The organism is Mesorhizobium sp. LSHC420B00 (assembly GCF_000503055.1).
Lineage (GTDB): Bacteria > Pseudomonadota > Alphaproteobacteria > Rhizobiales > Rhizobiaceae > Mesorhizobium.
Genome location: NZ_AYVY01000006.1, coordinates 21,956 through 44,804 on the forward strand (window position 1 = coordinate 21,956; position 22,849 = coordinate 44,804).

General features: G+C 59.2%; 17 protein-coding genes. 8 read left to right on the forward strand and 9 right to left on the reverse strand.

Translation table 11 applies throughout. The features are described from left to right. Position 1 precedes the first annotated feature (1 nt). Genes asnB through X760_RS51450 form a run of 3 tightly spaced genes read left to right on the forward strand, consistent with a single transcriptional unit; the run spans position 2 to position 3,899 of the window. Positions 2 to 2,023, forward strand: a complete 2,022-nt coding sequence (gene asnB / locus X760_RS51440; RefSeq protein WP_023718548.1) for an asparagine synthase (glutamine-hydrolyzing) — start codon at positions 2 to 4, stop codon at positions 2,021 to 2,023. After that, positions 2,020 to 3,576, forward strand: a complete 1,557-nt coding sequence (locus X760_RS51445; protein WP_023718549.1) for a class I adenylate-forming enzyme family protein — start codon at positions 2,020 to 2,022, stop codon at positions 3,574 to 3,576. The genes asnB and X760_RS51445 overlap by 4 nt, the downstream gene beginning before the upstream one ends. Before the next feature lie 56 nt (positions 3,577 to 3,632). After that, on the forward strand, positions 3,633 to 3,899 hold the full coding sequence (locus X760_RS51450) for an acyl carrier protein (protein WP_023718550.1): 267 nt from the start codon (positions 3,633 to 3,635) through the stop codon (positions 3,897 to 3,899). A gap of 87 nt (positions 3,900 to 3,986) precedes the next feature. Here the strand turns inward: X760_RS51450 and X760_RS51455 are convergent, their stop codons facing one another. Continuing rightward, positions 3,987 to 4,679: a class I SAM-dependent methyltransferase gene (locus tag X760_RS51455; protein WP_023718551.1), complete on the reverse strand. Its 693-nt coding sequence runs from the start codon at positions 4,677 to 4,679 to the stop codon at positions 3,987 to 3,989. 408 nt (positions 4,680 to 5,087) lie between these two features. On the opposite strand from X760_RS51455, the gene X760_RS51460 reads away from it, so the two are divergent. Further along, the gene (locus X760_RS51460) at positions 5,088 to 6,839 is read left to right on the forward strand and encodes a type I secretion system permease/ATPase (protein ID WP_023718552.1); all 1,752 of its coding nucleotides are present in this window, start codon (positions 5,088 to 5,090) and stop codon (positions 6,837 to 6,839) included. A 242-nt stretch (positions 6,840 to 7,081) separates the two neighbouring features. Then, positions 7,082 to 8,380, forward strand: a complete 1,299-nt coding sequence (locus tag X760_RS51465; protein WP_245278562.1) for an HlyD family type I secretion periplasmic adaptor subunit — start codon at positions 7,082 to 7,084, stop codon at positions 8,378 to 8,380. A 47-nt stretch (positions 8,381 to 8,427) separates the two neighbouring features. Here the strand turns inward: X760_RS51465 and X760_RS51470 are convergent, their stop codons facing one another. The 5 genes from X760_RS51470 to X760_RS51490 form a co-directional block, all read right to left on the reverse strand. After that, a complete protein-coding gene (locus X760_RS51470; RefSeq protein WP_023718554.1) occupies positions 8,428 to 9,690 on the reverse strand; it encodes a polysaccharide biosynthesis/export family protein in 1,263 nt (420 codons plus the stop codon). A 66-nt stretch (positions 9,691 to 9,756) separates the two neighbouring features. Then, entirely contained in the window at positions 9,757 to 10,761 is a 1,005-nt protein-coding gene (locus X760_RS51475; protein ID WP_023718555.1) for an SDR family NAD(P)-dependent oxidoreductase, read from the reverse strand. Between the two features lie 74 nt (positions 10,762 to 10,835). After that, positions 10,836 to 11,510 (reverse strand): sugar transferase, encoded by a 675-nt coding sequence (locus X760_RS51480; RefSeq protein WP_031193846.1) that lies wholly within the window; start codon positions 11,508 to 11,510, stop codon positions 10,836 to 10,838. After that, complete coding sequence (locus X760_RS51485) at positions 11,507 to 12,643, reverse strand: DegT/DnrJ/EryC1/StrS family aminotransferase (RefSeq protein WP_023718557.1); 1,137 nt, start codon at positions 12,641 to 12,643, stop codon at positions 11,507 to 11,509. The genes X760_RS51480 and X760_RS51485 overlap by 4 nt, the downstream gene beginning before the upstream one ends. A gap of 47 nt (positions 12,644 to 12,690) precedes the next feature. Further along, a complete protein-coding gene (locus X760_RS51490; RefSeq protein ID WP_031193847.1) occupies positions 12,691 to 13,413 on the reverse strand; it encodes a sugar phosphate nucleotidyltransferase in 723 nt (240 codons plus the stop codon). Between the two features lie 509 nt (positions 13,414 to 13,922). On the opposite strand from X760_RS51490, the gene X760_RS51495 reads away from it, so the two are divergent. Continuing rightward, positions 13,923 to 14,597: a response regulator transcription factor gene (locus X760_RS51495; RefSeq protein WP_023718559.1), complete on the forward strand. Its 675-nt coding sequence runs from the start codon at positions 13,923 to 13,925 to the stop codon at positions 14,595 to 14,597. Between the two features lie 182 nt (positions 14,598 to 14,779). Here X760_RS51495 and X760_RS51500 read toward each other — a convergent pair whose 3' ends face one another. Continuing rightward, positions 14,780 to 16,519 (reverse strand): PAS domain S-box protein, encoded by a 1,740-nt coding sequence (locus X760_RS51500; RefSeq protein WP_031193849.1) that lies wholly within the window; start codon positions 16,517 to 16,519, stop codon positions 14,780 to 14,782. Between the two features lie 289 nt (positions 16,520 to 16,808). Between X760_RS51500 and X760_RS0137630 the strand changes: the two genes are divergently transcribed. Together X760_RS0137630 and X760_RS51510 are read left to right on the forward strand one after the other, a co-directional pair. Further along, complete coding sequence (locus X760_RS0137630; protein ID WP_031193850.1) at positions 16,809 to 17,519, forward strand: helix-turn-helix transcriptional regulator; 711 nt, start codon at positions 16,809 to 16,811, stop codon at positions 17,517 to 17,519. A gap of 305 nt (positions 17,520 to 17,824) precedes the next feature. Continuing rightward, positions 17,825 to 18,907 carry an NAD-dependent epimerase gene (locus X760_RS51510; RefSeq protein WP_084642620.1) on the forward strand — a complete coding sequence of 361 codons (1,083 nt, stop codon included), beginning with the start codon at positions 17,825 to 17,827 and terminating at the stop codon, positions 18,905 to 18,907. A gap of 181 nt (positions 18,908 to 19,088) precedes the next feature. On the opposite strand, the gene X760_RS51515 is transcribed toward X760_RS51510, so the two are convergent. Together X760_RS51515 and X760_RS51520 are read right to left on the reverse strand one after the other, a co-directional pair. Continuing rightward, positions 19,089 to 20,630 (reverse strand): lipopolysaccharide biosynthesis protein, encoded by a 1,542-nt coding sequence (locus tag X760_RS51515; RefSeq protein WP_051409648.1) that lies wholly within the window; start codon positions 20,628 to 20,630, stop codon positions 19,089 to 19,091. Continuing rightward, positions 20,627 to 22,849 carry an exopolysaccharide transport family protein gene (locus X760_RS51520; RefSeq protein WP_031193854.1) on the reverse strand — a complete coding sequence of 741 codons (2,223 nt, stop codon included), beginning with the start codon at positions 22,847 to 22,849 and terminating at the stop codon, positions 20,627 to 20,629. The genes X760_RS51515 and X760_RS51520 overlap by 4 nt, the downstream gene beginning before the upstream one ends.

Consider the following 22,849-nt stretch of genomic DNA (forward strand, 5'->3'; position numbering starts at 1 on the left):
GATGTGCGGCATCGCCGGAATTGTGTCGCTGAGCGCCGCCGCGGCGCCCCCTTCCCGTGATGCGCTGATGCGCATGGTAGGCACACTGGCGCATCGCGGCCCGGACGAGCGCGGTCTTTACCGGGACAAACGTGCGGGATTGGCGCATGCCCGTCTGTCCGTCATCGATCTCGCCAGTGGCCAGCAGCCACTCGCTGGCGCGGGCGACACAATGTGGATCGTCTTTAACGGCGAGATCTTCAATTACATCGAGCTGCGACAAGACCTGGTCGCGCTCGGTTATCGCTTCCGCACACGCAGCGACACGGAGGTCATCGTCCATGCCTATCATGCCTGGGGCGAGGCCGCCTTCGAGCGGATGAATGGGCAATGGGCAGTCGCCATTTGGGACTCCGTGGCGGGTCGACTCGTCTTGTCGCGGGATCGGTTCGGCATCTGTCCGCTGCATTTTTGCGAGCACGGCGGACGGCTTTACTTCGCCAGCGAGGTGAAGGCCATTTTCGCGGCCGATGCGGATATACCCCGCGCCTTCGATCCAGCCGGCATCGATCAGACTTTCACGCTCTGGACCGTCGTGCCGCCACAAGGCGTGTTTGGAGGAGTAAGCGAACTCACTCCAGGGCACATTCGCATTTATGACAGTGGCATCGTTCGCGAGCGGGCTTTTTGGAAGCCAAGCTATCCAGAGGTTGACGGACCCGGCGATGACGAATTCGCCGGTTCACTTGATGACGCGGTGGAGGAAGTGCGCGGCGCCCTGGAAGCCGCTACGGCGCTCAGGATAGTACGCGCCGACGTGCCGGTCGGCTGCTATTTGTCCGGCGGGCTCGACAGCTCGCTGGTCGCCGCGCTTGGAAGACGCTTCGCCGGCGGGCGCTTCCAGACTTTCTCCCTGCGTTTTGCCGACGCCGAGTATGACGAGACTCATTTCCAGCGCCTGGTTGCCGGCGTGGCGGGAAGCGAGCACCATGAGGTGGTTGTTTCGCGCAGCGATATCGCTGGCATCTTCCCTGAGGTGATCTACCACACCGAGCGGCCAATCCTCAGGACCGCGCCGGCGCCGCTGTTCCTGCTATCGAGACTGGTGCGTCAGCATGGCATCAAGGTCGTGCTGACCGGCGAAGGGGCCGACGAAATGTTCGCCGGCTACGATCTGTTCCGCGAGGGCAAGGTCCGCCGTTTCTGGGGACGCCAGCCCGCCTCGACGCGACGCTCCCGGCTGCTGGAGCGCCTCTATCCCTATCTCAGCCGCTCGCCGGTGCAACAGCAGGCGATGGCACGCCAGTTCTTCGGGCGCGACATCCACGCCCATGACGCGCCTGGTTTTGCGCATGGCACGCGCTGGCGTACCACGAGCGCTATCAAGCGGCTGTTTTCGGCAGACATGCGGGCCCAAACGGAGCGCCGCAACGCCGTGTCCGAGCTGCTTGCCCGCCTGCCGGCGGAGTTTTCGCGATGGGGCTCCCTTGCGCAGGACCAGCATATCGAGATCCAGACGCTGATGTCGGGATACCTGCTTTCATCGCAAGGGGACAGGATGCTCTTGGCCCATTCCGTCGAGGGGCGCTTCCCATTCCTCGATCATGAACTCGTGAGGCTCGCGAATTCGCTTCCGGCCGCCTATAAGCTGCGCGTGCTCGATGAAAAGCATGTTCTGAAGCGTGTGGCGCAACCGATTGTGCCGTCGGAAATCGTCACTCGCAAGAAGCAGCCCTACCGGGCCCCCAACGCGCTTTGCTTCGTCGCCGATGGCGCTCCGGCCTATATTCGCGAAGCACTTTCGGAGGCGGCGCTGCGCGAGGCAAACGTCTTCGATCCTAAGTCGGTTGCCCGTCTCCTGAGCAAGTGCCAGGCCAGCGCCGGCGGCGCCGACCTGTCCAACTCCGACAATATGGCGCTGGTCGGGGTGCTGTCGACGCAGCTTCTTCATGAGCAATTTATCGCGAGCCGACCAAGTGGAGCTCGCACGCTCAAGCTCAGCGTCGATATCGACCGCGAGCATCGCGCAGAGGTGCTCGCATGATGCATGGCGCCGTACCGCTCCTGCACGACTATCTCATCCACTCTGCCAGCCGGCTCGGCGGGAAGGTGGCCCTGGTGTGCGGTAATCAACGTGTCACCTACGGCGATCTCGATATGCGCTCGAACGCCATAGCGCATCATTTGAGCCAGGCCGGAATCGCGCGCGGCGATCGGGTGGTGATCTTCGCCGACAACACTGTCGAGGCCGTCGTCGCTTTCTGGGCCGTGCTCAAGGCCAACGCCGTGGTGTGCATCGTCAATCCACTCACCAAAAGCGACAAGCTTGGTTATCTGCTCAACGATTGCCGCCCGACGGCACTGATCACCGACAACCACCTGCATTCGATTTTCAGGGAGCCGGCGCGGAATTGCCCATCGTTGCGCTGCATGATCGTCTCCGGGCCGATCGAACGCGACGACCTGCAAGAACTGCCGCATGCTGTGCGCTGGGAAACTGCGGTCGCGGCAGCCCGCAGCACGCCGCCCGCGCGCCGCTGCATCGATATCGATCTTGCTGCAATCATTTATACGTCCGGCTCGACGGGCGAGCCCAAGGGCGTGATGCTGACGCACCGAAACATGGTTGCCGCGTGCGCCTCGATTTCCTCATACCTGGCGCTTGCTGAAGACGAGGTGATCCTCAACGTCCTGCCGCTCGCCTTCGACTACGGCCTGTACCAGATGATCATGGCATTCGGCGCGGGCGCCCGGCTGGTGCTTGAACGCTCGTTCGCCTTCCCCGCGCAGATCCTTGGGCTGATCAAGCAAGAAAGGGTGACGGGCTTTCCCGGCGTACCGACCATCTTCGCCGCACTCGGGGAGCTCAAGTCTCTCAGGGATCAGGATTTTTCGAGTATTCGCTATGTCACGAACACTGCGGCCGCTCTGCCGCTCAAGCACATTCTCCTGCTTCAGGAGCTATTTTCTCGTGCCCGTATCTATTCGATGTACGGCCTTACCGAATGCAAGCGCTGTACCTACCTGCCGCCGGAGGATCTCGAGCGAAAGCCGTTGAGCGTCGGGATCGCCATCCCCAATACGGAAATGTGGATTGTCGACGAGCATGACAGGCGGGTCGGCCACGGTGTCGTTGGCCAGCTCGTCATCCGCGGAGCGACGGTGATGAAGGGTTACTGGGGCAAGCCGGAGGCGACGGCCAGGAAGCTCAAGCCCGGACCGCTGCCGGGCGAGCAGGTCCTGTACACCGGCGATTACTGCCGGATGGACGCCGAGGGCTACCTCTACTTTGTCGGTCGCGGCGACGAGATCATAAAATCGCGGGGCGAGAAGATAGCGCCGAAGGAGGTGGAAAACGTGTTGATGGAGATTGCGGGCGTACGGGAAGCCGCGGTCATCGGCGTTCCGGACGAGTTGCTTGGACAAGCAGTGAAGGCATTTGTCGTGATGGAGCAAGGAAGCATGATCGGTGAAAAGCAGTTGCAGAAAGAGTGCCAGAGACGACTGGAAAACTTCATGGTTCCAAAGTCGATCGTCATCGTACCCAGTCTGCCGATGACCGACACGGGCAAACTCAAAAAAACCGCCCTGTCATGAGTCGGTATCAGGGCGAAGTTGATCAGCATTCATTTTTTGTACCGGAGGCAAAATCAATGTTGTCTACCAAGGATAGAACCGATACCTGCAGCGATCAAATTCGCGCTTTCCTGGCGTCGAATTTCTATATAGCCGATCCAGAGAGCCTGGAGAGCGACACCTCGCTTCTCGACCAAGGCATCGTGGACTCGACGGGGGTGCTCGAGGTTATCGGCTTCATCGAGGAGACCTTCGGCATCACGGTCGAAGACAGCGAGCTGCTGCCCGAGAATCTCGATTCCATCGAGGGAATTGCGCAATATGTCATGCGCAAGAGAAACTGATTTGCCGACATCTCGCGCAACTCTGTTTCAAGTCCCCGACCGTTTCCGGTTGCGACAGCGCGTCTAGGCCTGTCGCGACGGCGGTGCTTACGCCTGCGCCTTCGTATGCCCCACAACCACCCTGCCCTCGCCGGCCTGGTTGGTGACTGCCCGGATACTCTCATAAGCCTTGGAACGCTCGAGCAAACTCATGACCTGCCGGTCCTGGCCAAGCCCAACCTCGAAAAGCAGGATGCCTCCGCGCCGCAAATAACGCGGCGCGTCCTTGAGCACTCGCATATGGATGCTCAGACCGTAGGGTCCGGCTGCGAACGCTTCACGCGGCTCGAGCTCGACCAAATGCGAACGATCGCCCTCGAGCCGTTTTTCCGAAATATAGGGCGGGTTGCAAACGATCACGTCGATCGTGCCGTCAAGCTCCAAGCCGGAGAAGGCGCCGAACAAGTCGCCCTGAAGCACCGTTACCCGCTCCTCCATATCAAGATGGGTGACGTTGCGGCGCGCGACCTCCACGCATCCGTCGGTAAGATCGCTTGCCCACACGCGCGCGGTGGGAGCGTGGTGCGCGATGGCGCACGCCAGATTGCCCGCCCCACAGCACATGTCGACAACGCGAGGCACCGGCAAGTTCAGTTGGCTCAGAACATCGAGAGCGGCGTTGCCGAGCAGTTCCGTTTCCGGCCGAGGAACAAGCGCACCGGGCGAGACCAGCAGCTGCAATCCCATGAAGGTGCTGCGGCCCCTGCCGTAGGCGTCGGCAACATTGATCTCTTCGCTCACGACACTCGCCTCCCCGTTTTAGCCGGCGTTGGTGGCCGACAATTGCGTTCCGATGAAGTGTATCTCAAAACCGTTTAACTCTCGATCGACAAAATCAAAACCCATCCGTCCCCAGACGCTTCGACGCCTTGATGCTACAAAGATGACCATAAGCTTCTGCGCTGTGTCATGATTAGGAATATCTCCTTACCAGACCCGGTTATCCCCAGCCTGGCGAGCCAGTTGCCGAATTCTCAGCCTGGCGTCACGATTTTGCTACATTTTAATCAAAGAAGGCACATATGTAAGCAATTCGTAATGTTCCAGCAGCGAAGGGCGGAGCTGCTGCTTCCCGGAAGGTTAAAGTTTGTCCCTCATCGAAAGAACCGACGAGATTGCGCGGCAATTTCGCGTCAAAGAGCGCATATCATGAAGTCAACCAAAGGGCGCTCGCTCGATCTACGATCCGCGATGTTCGGCTGTGTGCACGGCCTCGTTGGCGTAGGCGTTTTCTCCGCATTGATAAATATCCTCGCCTTGACCGGCTCCGTCTACATGCTCCAGGTCTACGATCGCGTGCTGCCTTCGCAGAGCGTGCCGACTCTTGTCGGATTTACAGTCGGGATGCTGGGACTTTACGCGGCCTACGGGCTCCTCGATTTCGTGAGGCTTCGCCTGTTGGTCCGCATCGGCAGCCGCCTGCATAGAAATCTGCAGCAAAAGGCGTTCGCAGCCTCGCTTTCCCTGCCCCTCGTTGCCGGGCCGGATGCGAACCGGGTACATCCGCTTCGTGATCTGGACCAGCTACGTGGCTTTCTTTCCGGACTGGGCCCGACAGTCTTATTCGACGCTCCCTGGATACCATTTTATATGGTGGTCATCTATCTGCTGCACCCTGCGCTTGGCGTGCTGGCAACGCTCGGCGCATGCGCCGTTGTGCTTTTGACGGTGGCTGCGGAGATCATCGGCCGCAAACCTGCGGCTCGTGCGTCTGAAACACTCGTTGCGCAGCGGCTTCTGGCCGATTCCGGCCGCCGCAACGCAGAGGTTGTTCAGGCTATGGGCCTGTCCGCCCCGCTTAGCCGGCGCTGGAACGAGGTCAGTCATCTTTATCTGAAGAACCAGGAACGGCTCTCCGACGTCGTTGGCGCAGCGAGCTCACTGTCGAAGACGCTCCGAATGGCCTTGCAATCATGCGTGCTGGGGCTTGGTGCCTACCTCGTGATCGGGGGCGAGGCCTCGCCGGGTGTGATCATAGCGTCGTCCATATTGCTGGGCCGCTCACTGGCGCCGGTCGATGTGGCGATCGCAAATTGGAGAGGGTTTCTGGCAACCCGCAAAAGCTATTCCGAGCTGGCGGCAGCGCTGGATGCTTTTGATAGCCAGCAAGAGCCAATGGAACTGCCACGCCCAAAGGCGGAGCTTGCGGTCGAGGAATTGACGGTCGCGCCACCAAGTCTGCAGAAGCCAACAATCTTCAATGTAAGCTTCCGCTTGGCGAGGGGCGCAGGGTTGGCGGTCGTCGGCCCGAGCGGCTCCGGCAAGACCACGCTCGTGCGCGCTTTGGTCGGGGCATGGAAGCCGCTTCGAGGAACGGTAAGATTGGACGGCGCCTCGCTCGATCAGTGGAATTCAGAGCTGCTCGGCATTCATATTGGCTACCTGCCGCAGGACGTTGAGCTGTTCGACGGCACGATCGCCGACAACATTTCAAGGTTCGGCGGCAAAAGCGACGCAAGGGGCGTGTTGGCAGCTGCCAAAGCTGCGGGCGTGGACAAGATGATCATGCGTCTTCCGCAGGGTTTTCAAACACGCATCGGAGAAGGCGGCGCAGCCCTGTCGGCTGGGCAGAGGCAGCTCGTCGGACTTGCCAGGGCACTTTACGGTGATCCATTCCTCGTCGTTCTTGACGAACCAAATTCCAATCTGGATGCAGACGGCGATGCTGCTTTGGCCGGCGCGATCCTGGCAGTGCGTCAGCGCGGCGGTATCGTGATCGTCGTTGCGCATCGCCCCTCCGCTCTCGTCAACATCGATCAGGTACTCGTCCTGTCGAACGGGATGCTCCATTCGTTCGGTTCGCGCGAAGACGTTCTGGCAAATGTGATCCGGCCCTTCCCGCGTCCGGACAAGCCAAACATTGTCGTTCCGCTGCAGCACGGTGCAAGCGGGCATGCGTGAGGTATTGCTTAGTGTCTAACGTGACCATGTCGTCATATGCTGCGGTCGCTGGCGAAGGCCAGCCGACCGGGGCGAAGCCAGAGCCGGATGGCATTCGAGCCAATTTACCCTGGGGCAATCTGCTCCGGAGCCTGGCAGAACATTCTCGTTCCGCTGCACAGAGGTGCAGCCGGGCATATGTGAGGTATCGCTCTACTGTTACCGTGTCGCCATACGCCGCGCCCGGTGGCGAAAGCCGTTCGTTGGAAACGAAGCCGGATCCGGATGGCATCCGGGCCAATCTGCTCTTGGGCTTGGCAACCAGCTTGCTGTTGATCTTTGGCGGAGGGCTGTGGTTGGGATTGACCAAGATTGCCGGCGCGGTGATTGCGCCTGCAACTGTGGTGGTCGAAAGCAACATAAAAAAAGTCCAGCATCAAACCGGCGGCACCATCGGCGGAATCTTCGCGCAGGACGGCGATCACGTGAAGGCCGGCGACGTGTTGGTCAGGCTGGACAACACATTGACCCGAGCAAACCTGCAGATAATCACCGAGGACCTCAATCGAGCCACCATTCGTCTGGCCCGGCTGGAAGCCGAGCGCCAGGGTCTGCCGGAAATGCAGATCCCGCCTGGCCTTCGGGTTCAAATGGGTGACCCGCAAGTGGCGGCGCTTGTCAGTGGCGAACGTGCCTTGTTCGAAAGCCGTGCTGCGGCGCTGGCTGGCCAGAAGGCACAATTGCAAAGCCGCGCGAAGCAGCTGGAACGTCAGATCGATGGCCTCAAATCGCAGCAGTCTGCGACGGATGAGTCTCTGGATCTGCTGACCAAGAACCTTGCTGACGTTGAATCTCTCTACGCAAAGAAGTTGGTCTCCAAGGAGAGGTTGAGCACTGTCAGCCTGGAGAAGACCCGGACTCGCGGCGAATCGGGACGCCTTGTCGCAGCGATAGCGGAGGTACAAGCTCACATCAGTGAAACGGACCTGCAGGTGCTTCAGCTCGACGAACAAATGCGGAGCGACGTGACCAACGAACTTCGCGAAACGGAAGCCAAGCAGACCGAACTCAGTGAGCGCAAGGTGGTGGCCGAAGACGAGCTCGGCAGGACAGACATTCGCGCCCCGCAATCAGGCACGGTACAAGAATCCTCGGTCCACACCGTCGGAGGCGTGATTGGCGCCGGAGAGGTGCTCATGATGATTGTGCCCGATTCCGACAACCTTGTCGTAGACGCTTCCATTCCTCCGTCGCGCATTGATGAGATCCATCCCGGACAGCAGGTGTCGATCCGCTTTCCGGCGTTCGACGCCGGCACTACACCGGCTTGCGAAGGCTCGGTCAACCGCGTCTCCGCAGATCTGATCAAGGATCAGCAACGTCAGCTTTCCTATTTTTCGGCGCGCATCGATGTCAAGAACGAAGCGACCTGCCTGACAGGAGAGAAAATCCTCAAACCGGGCATGCCCGCCGAAGTCCATATAAGAACCGACGAGCGCAGTGTCTGGTCCTACTTGATGAAACCTCTTACCGACCAATTTTCCAGAGCTTTCAGGCAGTAAGCGGCTGCCAACCCAGTGGCGGCCGCTTGGCTCGAGGCGCAGCCGATCTATCGGATCGCCGCGCTCTCGAGAGCGCTGCTGAACCTTACCTCGATCGTGTCTCCCGGCATGACCTCGGTGTCTTCTTGGGCCGGCTGTTTCCGCCATTCTTCGCCGACCCTGCGAACGATCGTGACCTCGGCTTGGATCGTCTCACCGGCAACCGGCAACGGCAGGGCGGCAGCTCCCGTGGGCTGCAACTTCTGGCTGGCGGCGCGAAGTCTTGCATTGATGTCGGCAAGACGCACATTGGTATCTTTCAACTCAGTCAGCAGACCTATCCTTCTTTGGTTGTCATTGCGTTCGTGCTGTCTGGCAAAATCAGCCTGCTGACGTCGTGCTCTCATAAGTTCAACCGACGTTTCGAGTGCCCGGCTGGAAGAGAGTACCAAAGCGCGCCGGACGTCGGCGAGCCGGTTATTGGTGAGATTTCCGGACTCAAACGCTTTCCTTACGCGCGCCAGCTCGTCTTCGTCCGCCTTCACGCCATCCGCTTCGGCCTGCTCGCGTTTGAGCAAGGTCTCGGTTTGTGCAGCGGCATCCTTGCCACTTTTATCGAGAAAGCTCTGCTCTTGCTGGAAGTTGTCCAACGAGAGCTTCAGCCCTTCTGCTTCGGCCTGGGCGATCGCCGATGCAAAAACTGCCGGCAAGGGCGATCCTTGTGGTGGCTGCATGTCGAAGCTCGATTTGCCCTGAAGTTCGGCGCGAATGCGGGCGCTGTGATAGTAGTCTCTCGTGTATTCCCCCCAAAGCGATTCGTAATCGCGCCGCAGATCCACCGGATCGGGGCCAACCTGGTTTGCCCGGGACCGCAAAAGGCTGAAACCACCTGACACGGCAATCGCCTGCCGCACGGTCATCAGCGGCCGGTAGGCCTGCTGTCCGGGAGTGAGCACATCCCCTGTCACATAGATCGGCCGATATTCTGCGACCACGGCGGTCACGTCTGTCGGCTTGATGACGATCATTTGCTCCCGCCCGTCAGGCAGACGATGGTGGAATATCTTGGTTGGCAGGATCGTCTGCATGCGTGTTTGCAGTTCGGCCGGGCTTAGGCCGCCCACCGAAACCATCCCGACTTCGGGAAGCGCGATCGTGCCGTCCATCTGGACCACGGCACGTTGCGTTCGCTCCGGGATGGAGGCAATTCCTATCTCGACGGTGTCGCCGGCGGAAAGTCGATAGGCGACCTGCGCTTCCGCTGCAGCGGCCGTATCCATGGCAGCCAGCATGCCGAGCACGACAAGAAGGATTCGGTTAACAAGGACCATTGGTGACAATCTCCTTCTGGTTCGAATCCAGCGACAACGGCGGAGCCAATCCACCCAGGCGAAAGCTCATGTCATGTAACCCATCTCATGGCGCACCCGGCCTTCGCTGAGGCGTCCCTGCCACCATCCGATGGTCCGCTCCAACCCTTCGCGCAGGCTGGTCTGGGCGCGCCATCCAGTCTTGCTTTCGAGGAGCGAAGAATCAGCCAGCAAGGCACGCACCTCTGAATTCTGCGGCCGCAGGCGGCGCTCGTCGCGGTGAATTGGTTTCTTGCAGCCACTCAACTCGACCACCAGATCCAATATGTCCGAGATCGTCACGGCGCGCTGGCTTCCGGCATTGTAGGCATGGCCAAATTCGAGCTCGGCCGAACCTGCGGTCAAAAACGCCGCCGCAGTGTCTTCCACGAAAGTAAGATCGCGGATCGGGCTGGTGTCTCCCACCATGATCGCCGAGCATTTCTTGTCGAGAGCCTGACGTATGATGGTCGGTACGATGGCCCGCTCGCTCTGGCGTGGGCCATACGTATTGAAGGGCCGCATGATGACCACGGGGACGTCGAACGATCTGGCGTACGACTCCGCCATCATGTCCGCACCGATCTTGGATGCCGAATATGGTGACTGTCCCTGCAACGGGTGTGATTCGCTGATGGGCATTGTCAGCGCGGTGCCATAAACCTCGCTTGTCGAGGTGTGCACCACCCGCTCCGTCTCCCATTGCCGCGCCGCTTCGAGGACGTTGACCGTGCCCAGGATGTTGGTTTCTACATAGGACTGGGCCGCGGCATACGAATATGGGATCGCGATCAGTGCGGCGAGATGAAACACCACCGCCTGGCCACGCACGATCCGGTTAAGGAACGCGCTGTCACGAACATCACCGCGGATCAGGTTCAGCTGGCTTCGAATGGTGTCCGGCAAATCGTCCAGCCAGCCGTGGCTGTCGAACGAATTGTAGAGAGCCAGCGCAGTGACGTCCGCGCCGCTACGGACGAGTGCTTCGGTGAGATGCGACCCGATGAACCCATCGGCACCGGTAACCAGAACTTTCCTGCCCTTGTATGCCATGACCCAAGCGTTCCCCCTATGACGTGAGGCACTGACTTTGCAAATCCACGAGAGCGCGGGTATTCCACCTGCTCTCACGTTCCGATCGGCGGCGGCGAAACGACGCCAAGCACCGCCAGCAAGCCGCGCACCATCCAGACGACATCAGAGACGATCGTGCGCTGCGGATAATAGGAAAGGTCGAGCCTGGCCTTGGCAGGAAACAGAACCTGGCGGTAGAACAATAGCGGGTCCACGGATCGCGGATAAAAATGCGCTTCATTCCGGAAGAGAACCTGGGCCGGACCCAACAAGCCTGGCTTGTATTGTAAAATGTCCTCAAAGCCCCCGCGAAAACAATCGGCAAAGGCAAGGCTCTCCGGGCGTGGACCGATGATTGCCATCTCGCCTCTGAAGACATTCCATAGCTGCGGCAGCTCGTCGAATTTGGTGGCGGCGAGGAACCGCCCGATTGGCGTCATGCGGCTGTCATCGGCCATGGTCAGCGCCAGGCCACCGGGATCGCATCGCACTCTGAATTTGCGGAATTTGTACATGCGGAATGGGCGAGCACCGGCCCCGACGCGGGTCTGCGTAAAGAAGATTGGCCGACCGCCTTCCAGCAGCAGCGCCAGGGCAATCAGCAGCATCAGCGGAGCGAAGACGATCGCCGCGGCTGCAGCAATGACGAGATCGATTGCTCGTCTCACAGCCCCATGGGCGGCGCTCGAGACGTTAGGCCGGTGAATGGCTAGGTCCAGGGCATTCATGCGGCTGTTCCTGTCTGAGCGCAGTTATTGACCGCCGCGGCAAGAGCGACCACTACCGTTTCGACCAAAGGTGCGGTGATCTGCGGATGCAGCGGTACAGTGAGTTCGCGCTGGGCGAAATCTTCCGTGCGCGGTAAATGAGTACCGGGAATGAGCTCACGATAGAGCGTCATCTGGTGCACCGGCGGGTAGTGGATAGTGGTTTGTATCCCTTGCGCGCGCAGTGCGTCGATGACGTCTTGCCTGTCGGCGTAACGCGGCAAAAGGATAGGCATGATGTGGTAGGCCGACGTCCGTGGCTCGTGGAACGGGATGGTCACGGCCGGGCAATGCTTCGCGATGAGACGGCGATACAGCATCACCAGGATACGCCTGATCTCATTCCACTCCTGCAGATTTTGCAGCTGGACCAATCCGATCGCAGCCCGCAATTCATCCATGCGATAATTGAATCCGAGCATGGTGACATCATACTGCGGGGTGCGGCTGTTCAGCCTTTGACGTGTCCCGGTGGTCATCCCATGTCCACGCGCCTGGCGGATCGTCTCGAGCAGACCGGCATCCCTGGCAATCACCGCCCCGCCTTCCGCCGTGGTCATGTTCTTGTTGCCGTAGAAGCTGAAGGCGGCCGCGGCACCAAATGTCCCCACCTCCTTCAGGCCGGGCGCATGCGCCGCGTCCTCGACGATATGCAGCCCACGGGCACGGGCGAACTTCTGCCATTGTTCCCGATCGGCGAGGTAGCCGGCGAAATGGACGAGAATGACTGCCTTGGTGCGGGCCGTGCATTTCGCTTCGGCTTCCGCGATGGACATCAGCGGCACATCGACCGACTCGATGTCGACGAAAACGGGGGTCGCACCAACATAGAGGACCGCATTTGCGGTCGCCACGAAAGTCAAGGATGGGACCAGCACCTCGTCGCCCGGGCCGATACCAAGTGCGTGCAAAATGAGATGAAGCGCTGCGGTACAAGAACTGACCGCGACGCAATCCTCCGCACCATGCACGTCGGCAAAGGCTTGTTCGAAGGCTCGTACCTGCTCCCCCATGGTCAGCCAGCCGCTGTCGATGACCTTGGTCAAAGCAGTCTTCTCCGGCACACCCAAGATCGGGGCACTGACCAAGAGCATCACAACCTCCTAGACTGATAACTGTGGGAACCGCGCTGGTGACTTCATCATGCAGCCGTCGCAGTGACCTCGATCGAGGCCGACTGGTCTTCCCAGGAAATGGTCTGTGCGTTCTGAAAGTCGTCGACGCGCCCGATATCGAGCCAGAGACCTTCATGCTTGTACACGTGCACGGTTGTGCCGTTCTGCATCATCTGGAGCATCAGGTCGTCGAACCCAAAGGGTATGCCGGACGGGATGAACTGCAGAACGTCTGGATTCATGCAGTAAATCCCCATGCTGACCAGATGCGACAGCGTCGGTTTCTCGCGAAAGGTCTGCACGGTATTGTCGACTTCGTCGATGACGCCGAAATCCATCTTGATCAGGCGACAGGCTGTTGCGATCGTCACTGGATCGGTGTGCTTACGGTGCGCTGCTACAAATCGACTGAGGCTTAGATCCGTAAGGACATCGCCATTGAGAACGATGAATGGCTCCGTCAGTTCGTCCCTGATCAAAGACAATGGCCCGATGGTGCCCAGCGGCTCCATCTCCTGCGTGTATCGAATTTTCAGGTTCCACTGCGAGCCATCTCCACACACGGTGCGGATCAAGTGGCCGAGATACCCGGTTGTAATATAGACTTCCTGAATACCGTTGCGTCGCAACCATTTCAGAAGCATCTCGAGAACCGGCCGTGCACCGATCGGCATGAGCGGCTTCGGCAAGATCGAAGTGAAGGGGCGGAGGCGTGTTCCCATTCCACCACATTGAATCACCGCTTTCATCCTGGTCCTCCCTTGTTCATTCGGCCTGAACGCCATCGTCACGGGCCGGTTATCCTACCCTGGTCAGCACCCGGGAAACGCGTTCTTGTCCCCTCAGAAGAACCGGTGAGATTTCCCGTAGAAGACCGGTGAGATTTCCCCACCGATCCCTGATCCGGACATTGCATCTGGATGGTATGTGGCCGTCGGGGTGCGTGTCGTCGTGCATTCGAATGGTAACAATTCAGCCGTTTTGCTGTTCTATACCTACAGACCTATGGCAGTGCTGAGACCAGCCGGTCTGTCAGCTTTCCAAGAGGTCAGAACACATGTTCGACGACGTTCGGCGGGTTTCGCTCACAAGGGGCAAAAAAAGAGGAGCGTTTCCCGTCATTTAAGATTATATTAGAAATCTGGCGTTTGCGGCGTTGGGGTGCCGCGGCGTCGGCTGGATGAATCGACGAGTGAATGGCTACGACTTTCAGGCCCATCACCGTTCAATCCATTCAGATACGCGTTGGGGTAGTTCAATGTATCGAATCGTCATCGCCGACGATCACGGCTTGTATCGTCGTGGCTTGCGATTGGCACTGACCGCAGGCATTCCAGGTGTGGAGATATTTGAAGCGTCTTGTTTCGACGCGGTGCTCAGTTTGATGGCAGAGCAATCGTTCGTGGATCTTGCGATCCTGGACCTGAATATGCCGGGCCTGTTCAATCAGGAGGTGCTCGGCGGGATCCTGTCCGCCTATCCGGACACGCGATTTGCGATCGTTTCCGGAAACGATTCACGCTCGGAAATACTCACGGCTCTTTCGATCGGGCTTCATGGCTACATCGTAAAGTCGCAGACGGACGAAGAGGTCGTTTTGGCTGTCAATGAAATCCTCTCCGGCCGCATCTATGTTCCTGCACTTCTGTCACGCCCGGGTGCAACGCAAACAACCCACGCGCATACACACTCCGAGAAAGGCCCACAGCGACGTACCACAGGCCTCAACCTTGGCAGGCTGACCTCGAGGCAAAAGGAAGTCCTCAAGCTGATGGCGGAAGGCTATTCAAACAAGGAAATTGCTCGCGACCTGGAAATCGCAGAGGCGACCACGAAAATCCACGCTGCTGCGGTCCTGCGTGAGTTGGGGGTACGCAATCGGACAGAAGCTGCCGTTATGCTGAAGACATGGCTTTCGAGACATGCCAGCTAGAGCGCCGCGCGTCCTTTTGGACATGCAAACGGCGCCCAAGGTTTCATGCATATACTGCATATACCGAAACTGCGCTGCGGCCTTTGGCCAACGACATCCCTGGAAAAGAACCTAAGCGCATCTCCAAGGCCATTCAGCGCGACGCGTCTTTTAGGTATCTGCTTTTCGATCGGAGCACTGCACTAGGATCCGATTTCCTTGCGTGATAGCCGCAGCGAATACCGCAACCCGTGGTCAGTTATTTCCAGTTTGGGAGAGTGACCGACAAGCGGCGCTCCATCTACTCCGATTATCATGGAACCGAAGCCATGACGGACTACGCTCGAGGTCCGCCGCCGTCCCGATTCCACCCACTCGAACACGATCTCACTGCCTGTGTCTTCAGGTGCAAATGTCCAGCTTACGTCGATCCGGCCTTTTGGATCGCCAAGCGCTCCATATTTCATGGAATTGGTGGCAAGCTCGTGGACGATCATTGCAAAACTCTCGGCGGCGCCTCCCGACATCACCACGGAAGGACCGCTGACCGATATGGCGCGTGTTCCCATATATGGTTGCAACTCTTGAGCAACGAGATCGTTTAGCGCCCCCGATACGCTGCCGTTGCGTGAAAGAAGCAGATGGGTTGCCTCGAGCGCGCGTATCCGGTCGATCAGCATTTCCTTGTATTTGGCAACATTGTTTCCAGGAACATCGACCATTTTCACGAGCGCCGTGATCACCGCGAAAACGTTGCCGAACCTGTGGCGTTGTTCGAGCATAATGCGCTCCCGCTTCTTTGCCGCGGCGCGCAGCAGCGTGGTTTGTCGTCTCTCGCTCAGGTCGGCAGCCACTCCAAGCCGCTGTCCTCCATCACCCTGTCTTTCCTCCCTTCCGCGCAGGGCAACCCAGCGGATATGCCCGTCCGGTCGACGGACGCGTATCTCAACATCGTAATTCATGACCGATGATGCGGACTTTCTCGATGCCGCCAGCTTTGGCCAGTCCGCCGGATGAACGACAGCTGATAGTTCCTCCAAACTGCGGCTATTGGCCTGGGCCAAGCCGAGAACGTCCCAGAACGTGTCCGAGCCTGTGACTGTCCCGTCTTTAAGGTCGATCCGCCACGTGGCCAAGCGTCCAGCAGACAGAGCGAGGTCTAGCCATTCCTTCTGAGCCCGAAGCGCTTCGTGAACAGCTCGTCGTTCCGAAATATCGTCGACCACCACGAAGATGCTCTCCGAGAGTCCCCCCTCGGGCACGGACGAAGAAAGCGTTAGCCTGGCCCAGAATGCCGTACCGTCCTTTCTTAAAAGACGGACCTCCGAAACGAACGAAGCAATGTCGTTGCCTAGGCCCGCCAACAATTGCGCCAAGGTGTCCCGGTCGTTCGGGTGGGCGAGCGTATCGAGCTGCAATTGGGCAAGCTCCTCCTCCTTGTACCCGGTCATCTCACAAAGGCGTCTGTTGGATTGCAGCAACTCACCTTTCTCGTTGGTGTTCGCGAATCCCATGGCAGCACGTTCGAAGGCCCAACGATAGCGGCTTTCGGTCGCCTCGACGGCAGCGAGCCTGGCCTCCGCGACTTCCAGCAGCTCACGCAAGTCCTGCCGTAGGCGATGGAACGTCATGGCAATCACCCCACCCGAAACCAGAAGCAGGATTGCGCGTGCCCAATCGCCATTTGAAATCTGATCGTATCCTCGCGCCCAAAGGCCGACCGCCACCATCAGAATGGTCGCAGCGAGCGCAGGCACACGATCTTCGAGATAAGCGATAATAATAATAGCCGGAACAAATTCCAGAAAACTGGCGCCTTGCCCAATATAGGCTGACGATTTTATTTCAAATATCAGTGTGGCAGCTAGTACGGATGCAGAGGCAATATGAGTTAGCAATCTGCCCGACGGGTTCGAATTCGACCTGCGCGACTGCGAGCTCATGGACACAGACTACAACCTTCTGACTAGCCCGTCGAGACTAGAGCAAAAAACGTACAGCTTAGTACCACTGCCGGATTGCCATACCGCTATCATAGCGCGCATTTTATCGGATGCAGCAGGGGCTATGAGCTGCCTTAGAACTGTCAGATCATATTGAGTTTTCAAGGTGGTGATGAACACGTTATCCGTCAGCGCATAGAAGACTAGAATCCATCTAAACATAAAAGACTATCCGAATCCCGAATACTTATTTTCGGGCGTGTGTGAAACTTTGGGTTAGGGGTAGAAAATGAATCTGATCGATAGACATGTTGATGCTTCTTCGGGCGGTAGGTACATTGCTACGAGGACCAAGTACGATTTTGACGCGCGGAATACGCGACCCTCTTCTGGTCACCTTCCCGATCGCGCATCGGATCCATTGGACGCACGGCTTGGGGAACCAAAAGGCCGCAGTCTGGAATCCATAACCGGCGTGCTTGATCGCATTGGCTGTGGCTATCTCGTGCTGAATCGCGAAAGAAAAGTAGTCGAGTGGAACGCAGCCGCCCAAACCACGCTTGAGCGCCAGGGCGAAGCGGCTGACACGGCGAGCGGGCTTACGGCCGCACTAAGGCGGCTGATCGCGAATGTTCCGGGCCAATTCCTGCCGGGCTCGTTATCCTGGGTGGTAATCCGCAGCAGGGGCGACCGGCCGGTGATACTGAACGAGAACGGAGTTATTGCTCCCGACGGAACGAGCATCGTGGCGTTGCTGGACCGGGACAACAGGTCGGGGCCAAATCCTCGCACGTTGCAAAGAATGTTTGGCTTGACGAGCGCAGAAACGCACCTCGCCTTGCGTTTGGCTCAGGGCGACGCACCTTTGGAGATCGCTCGCAGCTGGCGTCTCAGCCGCACCACGATCCGTTCCCAGCTTGCCTCGCTGTTCGCCAAGACCGAAACGAAACGCCAGGCGGAACTGGTGGCCCTTCTTGGGCGTATTTCGGTCCTGCCATAAGGGCCGGCCACTTAAATGCAATCGCCGGACGTCGGCGTCCGCCCGGGATCCAGACGACGCAATTTGGAGTGTCATGATTTGGCAGGTCGTGCATCGCGTTGCGCGGTTCGTGGCACCGACGTCGCCTGAACTCCACCAGGTTCGATGCGCTGACGTAAATATCGGAAGCTGGAATCTCGGACCGGCAATTCGGTACTGTCGAACGGAATTCGAAAGGCGACAAGTTGGACAACGATCTATGCAGCGAGTCTGTCCTTGCCGCAACGGAGAAGGTGGAAATCGCCCGATCGCGTTCGGATCAAGCGGTGAAGAGACTTGCGCGGACAGGACCGATCGTCGTCACCGGCGCAGCAGGTTTCATTGGTTTTCACGTGGCCTCGCGGCTTTTGCGTCTGGGTGTCAAAGTCGTGGGCGTCGACAATTTCACACCCTATTACGATCTGCGGCTCAAGGAAGCGCGGTTTGCACGCCTCTGTAGCGAGGCGGAGTTCACGCCGATACGAATGGATCTGGCGGATGCCGCGCGCGTTCAGTTGCTGTTTTCAAACGTTCGCCCCTCACACTTTGTCCATCTCGCGGCTCAGGCCGGCGTGCGTCATTCAATTGTTGACCCGCACGCCTACGTGCAATCGAACATAGTGGGGTTTCTAAACGTCCTTGAGGGCTGCCGGCATTACGGCGTCAGTCATCTCGTCTACGCCTCCTCGAGCTCCGTCTACGGCTTAAATCGAACCATACCGTTTTCCGAGCACCACGGCGCCGATCATCCCGTCAGCTTCTACGCCGCCACCAAGCGTTCGAATGAATTCATGGCGCATTCCTACAGCCATTTGTTCGACCTGCCCGTGACGGGACTGCGCTTCTTTACCGTTTATGGCCCCTGGGGCAGGCCCGACATGGCGGTCTATTTGTTCACGCGCGCGATCATCGAGGGCAAGCCAATCGAAGTAGCCAATGCCGGCCGCGTCTGGCGAGACTTCACCTATGTCGACGATATCGCTGAGGGCGTGGTTCGGGCACTCGCTGCACCGCCGCGGCCCGATCCGAATTGGGACCCTTGCACCGCCGACCCTGCTACAAGTTCCGCGCCGTGTCGCGTCTACAATATCGGCAACGACCGGCCCGAGGAGATCAACCGGCTGATTTCGATCATCGAGACCGCCCTTGACAGCCGGGCGCTTCGCGTGGATGTGCCGTTGCCGCCTGGCGACGTTCTGGAGACGCGCGCCGACGTCAGCGATCTCCGCAAGGCCGTCGGCTTCGCCCCGGCGACACCGCTTGAGGACGGAGTGCAACGCTTTGTCGAATGGTACCGGGACTTTCATGGAACGGATGCCGCGGTCAGCATACGGCAACAAACGTCGGTGAATGATGAGGCCACGGTGTAGGCCGCGCCTTGTCGGGCAACGATCTGCCACTCGGCAAATTTGAGATTTCGCATTTTTTCGGACAGAGAATAAAGCGAGTGTCGGCCCCAAAGCCGCCCCCGCCAGCCTCTATCCGACACAATCTTGGACTCGAAATTTCTGAACGCTGATGCCGTCGAGTATCGGGCGCGATAACATCAGATCAGCGCAGGAACCAATGAGGCGGCTGGCCTTCGACTGCGCGCGTTCTGAGCGACGCCAGCGCAAAGATCAGCCCAGGGAGAATTTTCAGCCGTTTGCTGATATAAATCGACATCGCCACATTCCAAATCGCCAACGCAAGCGCGAGGCCCACTGCGGCGCCCGGCGCGCCGTAGAGCGCAATTCCTGCGGCACAGCCCATGATGCTGGCCGCGGCGCCGGCGATCATGGTTGCGGCTGCCGCCCATTCGTTTCCAGTCATCATCAAGAGGAGCATCTGGGGTCCGCATAGCGCGACAAAGACATATCCGAGAATGAGTATCCGCGCGACGGGTGCCGCTGTACTGAAATCTCCGCCGAACCAGCTCAACAGAGGTTCAATAATCGCAAGCATCGGGATGGCCATCGCTATGGCGCCGCCAGAGGAAAGTAGGGCGGCCCGTGAAAACAGCTGCTGCAGAGCCATCCGATCGCCTCGGGCATGAAGGGCGGCCGCTGTCGGCGCAAACATCGTCGAGACAGCGACCAGGGAAAGGCTCACAAGCAATGCGACGTTCAATCCCAAGGCGAAAATGCCCGCTTCGCGAATGTGATGCGTCCAGCCCAGCACCATGACCCCGGCCCGGCTGATGAAAACATCGAGCCCGGCCATGAGCATCATTGGCGGAACCGCGGACCACCATTCCCGCGACTCGTCGCCTGGCTGAACCTGCCGCAAGCCGGGCGGCTGAAATTTTGCCGCCATGATGAACACCAGGCCGACCGTGATGGCTGAACTTGCCAGCACCGCCTGCATCACCAGGGGTGCGTTGGGGGTCCATGATCCGGATAAGACCGCCATTCCCAGCAACGTCAACAATAGGCCGTCGCGCACGATGCGTTCCGGCATGAGGGCCGAGACACCGCCGCCGAAAGCACGAACAAGTGTTGCGCCCAACGCGTAGGCGGTGACCAAAGGCACTGCTGCCATGCCTAGCAGCTGGCTGGTTTGAAGCTCCTTGTGAGAAGAATCCGAAAAGAACAAGACCAAGGCGGCGCCAATGATGCCGAATAGTGTCGCTGCCGCCAGCGACCTTTGCAGAGCAAACCTGATTACCCCGTGTACCAGGTCAAGCCGCCCTTTGGCACTGTAGGCGGAGACGAAACGCAGCAAGGATACATGGAACCCAAGCGTTGCAAGATAGGCAAGCACCGAGGTCCAGGCCAGAACATAGGAGTAGATGCCATAGCTGGTGGAGCCAACGATGCGCGCAATCAATAACTGCGCCAAGCTGGTCAAGCCCGCACCCCCGATATAGACCAAAAGAGCGAAGATGCTGGCATAGCCGAGACCCCGGCCCGTGTCCTCCTTGTGCGGCAAAACCATATTTGTTGGAGCAACGGAGGCCGCAGGGAAGCGGGCGAGCTTCGGATCGCTGCAATCGTCGATGTCTCTTGCGCCGGCGGGCCCAGCTCCGGTCTGCGAACTCTTCGATATTATCTTCCGCTCGACAGACTGACTGCCGCGACGGTCGTTACGCGGAAGCCCGCATGTGACACTCATGATGTTCTCTCGAGCAAGAGATCTGCGCTGTCCCCAAACCGATAGCCAGCGTGTTTCTGTAGATTGACGTGCGTGAGAACGCTGCCTACGGGGACCTGAGCCGTCTCGTCCTCCGTCAGCAGCTGCAGAACACCGCGCGCGATGCTGCGACGCGTCCTGCCCCAGCGAACGGCGAACAGAACCACGTCAGCCCAGCCCGTCAGTAGCCTGGCCTCAGGTCCTCCAAGTCCCAGCGGTCCATTTATAATGACGACGCTGTAGATTGAGCGCAGCTCATCTGTGACCAGGGATCCGTCGATCATCGACAGCTGCGGCAGCAGATCCTCTGATGGTGCCAGCGCCATGAAGTCGATTCCAATTTCAGGCATTCCCGTGACCGCGTCGTGCAGGGGACAACGGTCGTTCATATAGTCTCCAAAGGATTTATGCGGCCGGAGCGCGCCGAATTCGTTCAGGAACTCGTTCGTGAGGCGGGCGCCCGTGCTGTCAAGATCGAGAAAAAGCACTCGTCCCCCAAGTCGGGTAGCTGCCAACGCCAGGCTCCATGCAAGCTCGGTCTTGCCATCATGCCGGATACTGGACGTTACGAGGATGACGTGCGAAGCGCGGCCCCTCGCCTTGTTGAGTGTCACGGTGACGAGGAGGGAAGTGATGGCTCGGCTGTAGCTGGACTTTCGTTGGCCAAGAACCAGCTGCTGTAGTCGTTTCGCGTGTATTGTGGGCGCTTCCGGTATCAGCCCCAGGCATGGGACCCTGAGCGCGGCTTCAGCTTCGGCCTCGCCGCACAAGGTCTGATTGAGGCGGCTGCGGACCATCACGAAGATCCCGCCAATGAGACCAAACACGATCATGCCGGGCGGAATAAGGAAGATGGGCGGCAGGGTTTTTGGATTCGTCGGCGGCCACGCCGCTGAAAGGATCGAGACTCCGGGCAAGGGAGTTGCGATACGCTGCACCAGATCCTGTTGTTGCGTGAGTAGCTGGTTGTATCGCTGCGTCAAGATGCTGACCTGCGGCTCGAGCGCACGCAAGCCGGAAAGCCGGCCGGCTGTGTCGGCCACCACCGCATCAAGCACATTCTTGCGCCCCTCCAGAGCCGCAATCTGGGCACGGTAGATGTTCGCCTCCGCAGCAATGCGAGCAGTGCCTTGTTCGATCTCGCGGTTGATTGCAGTACTCAGGCCCGCATCCGCATTGTCGTTGGCTTGGCGAGCCGCCATGTCGGCCAGTACCGGTGACCCGATCGCTTCGGCGAGCGCCGCGACCGATGCTCCTTCCTTTCGCAAAGCCTCGATGTGTTGAAGGCGAGATTCCGTTGCGGAGAGATCCGCCTTCGACAAAGATATCTGCTGGCTGAGCTCGGCTGTCTCCTTGGCAGCGTTGTCCGCCGCACCTTGATCGACCGCGCCATGGCTCAGCCGATACTTTTCCAGGCGGTCGGTTGCTTTCGCCAAGTCGCTTTGTACGACCGGTAGGCTAGCGACGATCGAGGCGAGTTCCAGTCTGTCTGACGCCCTGCGCTTCTGTGCGAGATCGTCGATGTATACTTGGACGAACGTATTGGCCACAAGGGCGGCTCGCGCCGGATCGTTGTCGGTAAAGCCGACCGTGATCACTCTTGATCGCAGTTCCTGTCCAACCCTCATGCCCTTCCGTAATGCCTTGAGTTCGTCTTCATCGGCGGCCGCCGGCTTGCCCTGCGGCCAAATGCTTTCCAGCAGACCGGCTGCGAAGGTGCGTATGTTCTGCAAGTCGCCGCCGGCCGGAGCGGGGCGTGAATTTCCGGTTACGACATCCCCTTGCTCAGCAATGTTACCAACCTCCGTCTTGCGCAGGGCTGCCACCACGCGACGCAGATGCCCCTGCGAAGAGAGCATGGTTAAGTGGTCATCAATGCTCGCATCCAGCATCTCCTGCGCAGAATCTGCGCCTCCGGGAGCCGCATTCCTGCCAGGAGCATCGACAATCACCTGTGCGGTCGACTCGAACAGGACGGGACGCGCAAAACCCGCAAGCCCAGCCAACACACCGCCCAAAATCACCATTGCAAGCAGGAACCATTTTCTCCTCGCGACGGTAATAAGGAGTTGATGGAAGGGGGTCTGCGCGTCGATCTGTTCGCGCAGGAATGGCCTCATGCGCGGGTTGATCTCGCGCGTCGGCACGTGCATTTCAGTGGCGCGCGGAAGGTGAATGCGGCTGACTATGGAACCTTCCAT

Bases quoted from the DNA above. Each gene is read 5' to 3' on its own strand.
- X760_RS51500 (WP_031193849.1), bottom strand. From the start codon at position 16,519: ATGAGCTCGCAGTCGCGCAGGTCGAATTCGAACCCGTCGGGCAGATTG.
- X760_RS51475 (WP_023718555.1), bottom strand. From the start codon at position 10,761: ATGGCATACAAGGGCAGGAAAGTTCTGGTTACCGGTGCCGATGGGTTC.
- X760_RS51480 (WP_031193846.1), bottom strand. From the start codon at position 11,510: ATGAATGCCCTGGACCTAGCCATTCACCGGCCTAACGTCTCGAGCGCC.
- X760_RS51495 (WP_023718559.1), top strand. From the start codon at position 13,923: ATGTATCGAATCGTCATCGCCGACGATCACGGCTTGTATCGTCGTGGC.
- asnB (WP_023718548.1), top strand. From the start codon at position 2: ATGTGCGGCATCGCCGGAATTGTGTCGCTGAGCGCCGCCGCGGCGCCC.
- X760_RS51515 (WP_051409648.1), bottom strand. From the start codon at position 20,630: ATGAGTGTCACATGCGGGCTTCCGCGTAACGACCGTCGCGGCAGTCAG.
- X760_RS0137630 (WP_031193850.1), top strand. From the start codon at position 16,809: ATGAATCTGATCGATAGACATGTTGATGCTTCTTCGGGCGGTAGGTAC.
- X760_RS51490 (WP_031193847.1), bottom strand. From the start codon at position 13,413: ATGAAAGCGGTGATTCAATGTGGTGGAATGGGAACACGCCTCCGCCCC.
- X760_RS51445 (WP_023718549.1), top strand. From the start codon at position 2,020: ATGATGCATGGCGCCGTACCGCTCCTGCACGACTATCTCATCCACTCT.
- X760_RS51460 (WP_023718552.1), top strand. From the start codon at position 5,088: ATGAAGTCAACCAAAGGGCGCTCGCTCGATCTACGATCCGCGATGTTC.
- X760_RS51450 (WP_023718550.1), top strand. From the start codon at position 3,633: ATGTTGTCTACCAAGGATAGAACCGATACCTGCAGCGATCAAATTCGC.
- X760_RS51470 (WP_023718554.1), bottom strand. From the start codon at position 9,690: ATGGTCCTTGTTAACCGAATCCTTCTTGTCGTGCTCGGCATGCTGGCT.
- X760_RS51485 (WP_023718557.1), bottom strand. From the start codon at position 12,643: ATGCTCTTGGTCAGTGCCCCGATCTTGGGTGTGCCGGAGAAGACTGCT.
- X760_RS51520 (WP_031193854.1), bottom strand. From the start codon at position 22,849: ATGGAAGGTTCCATAGTCAGCCGCATTCACCTTCCGCGCGCCACTGAA.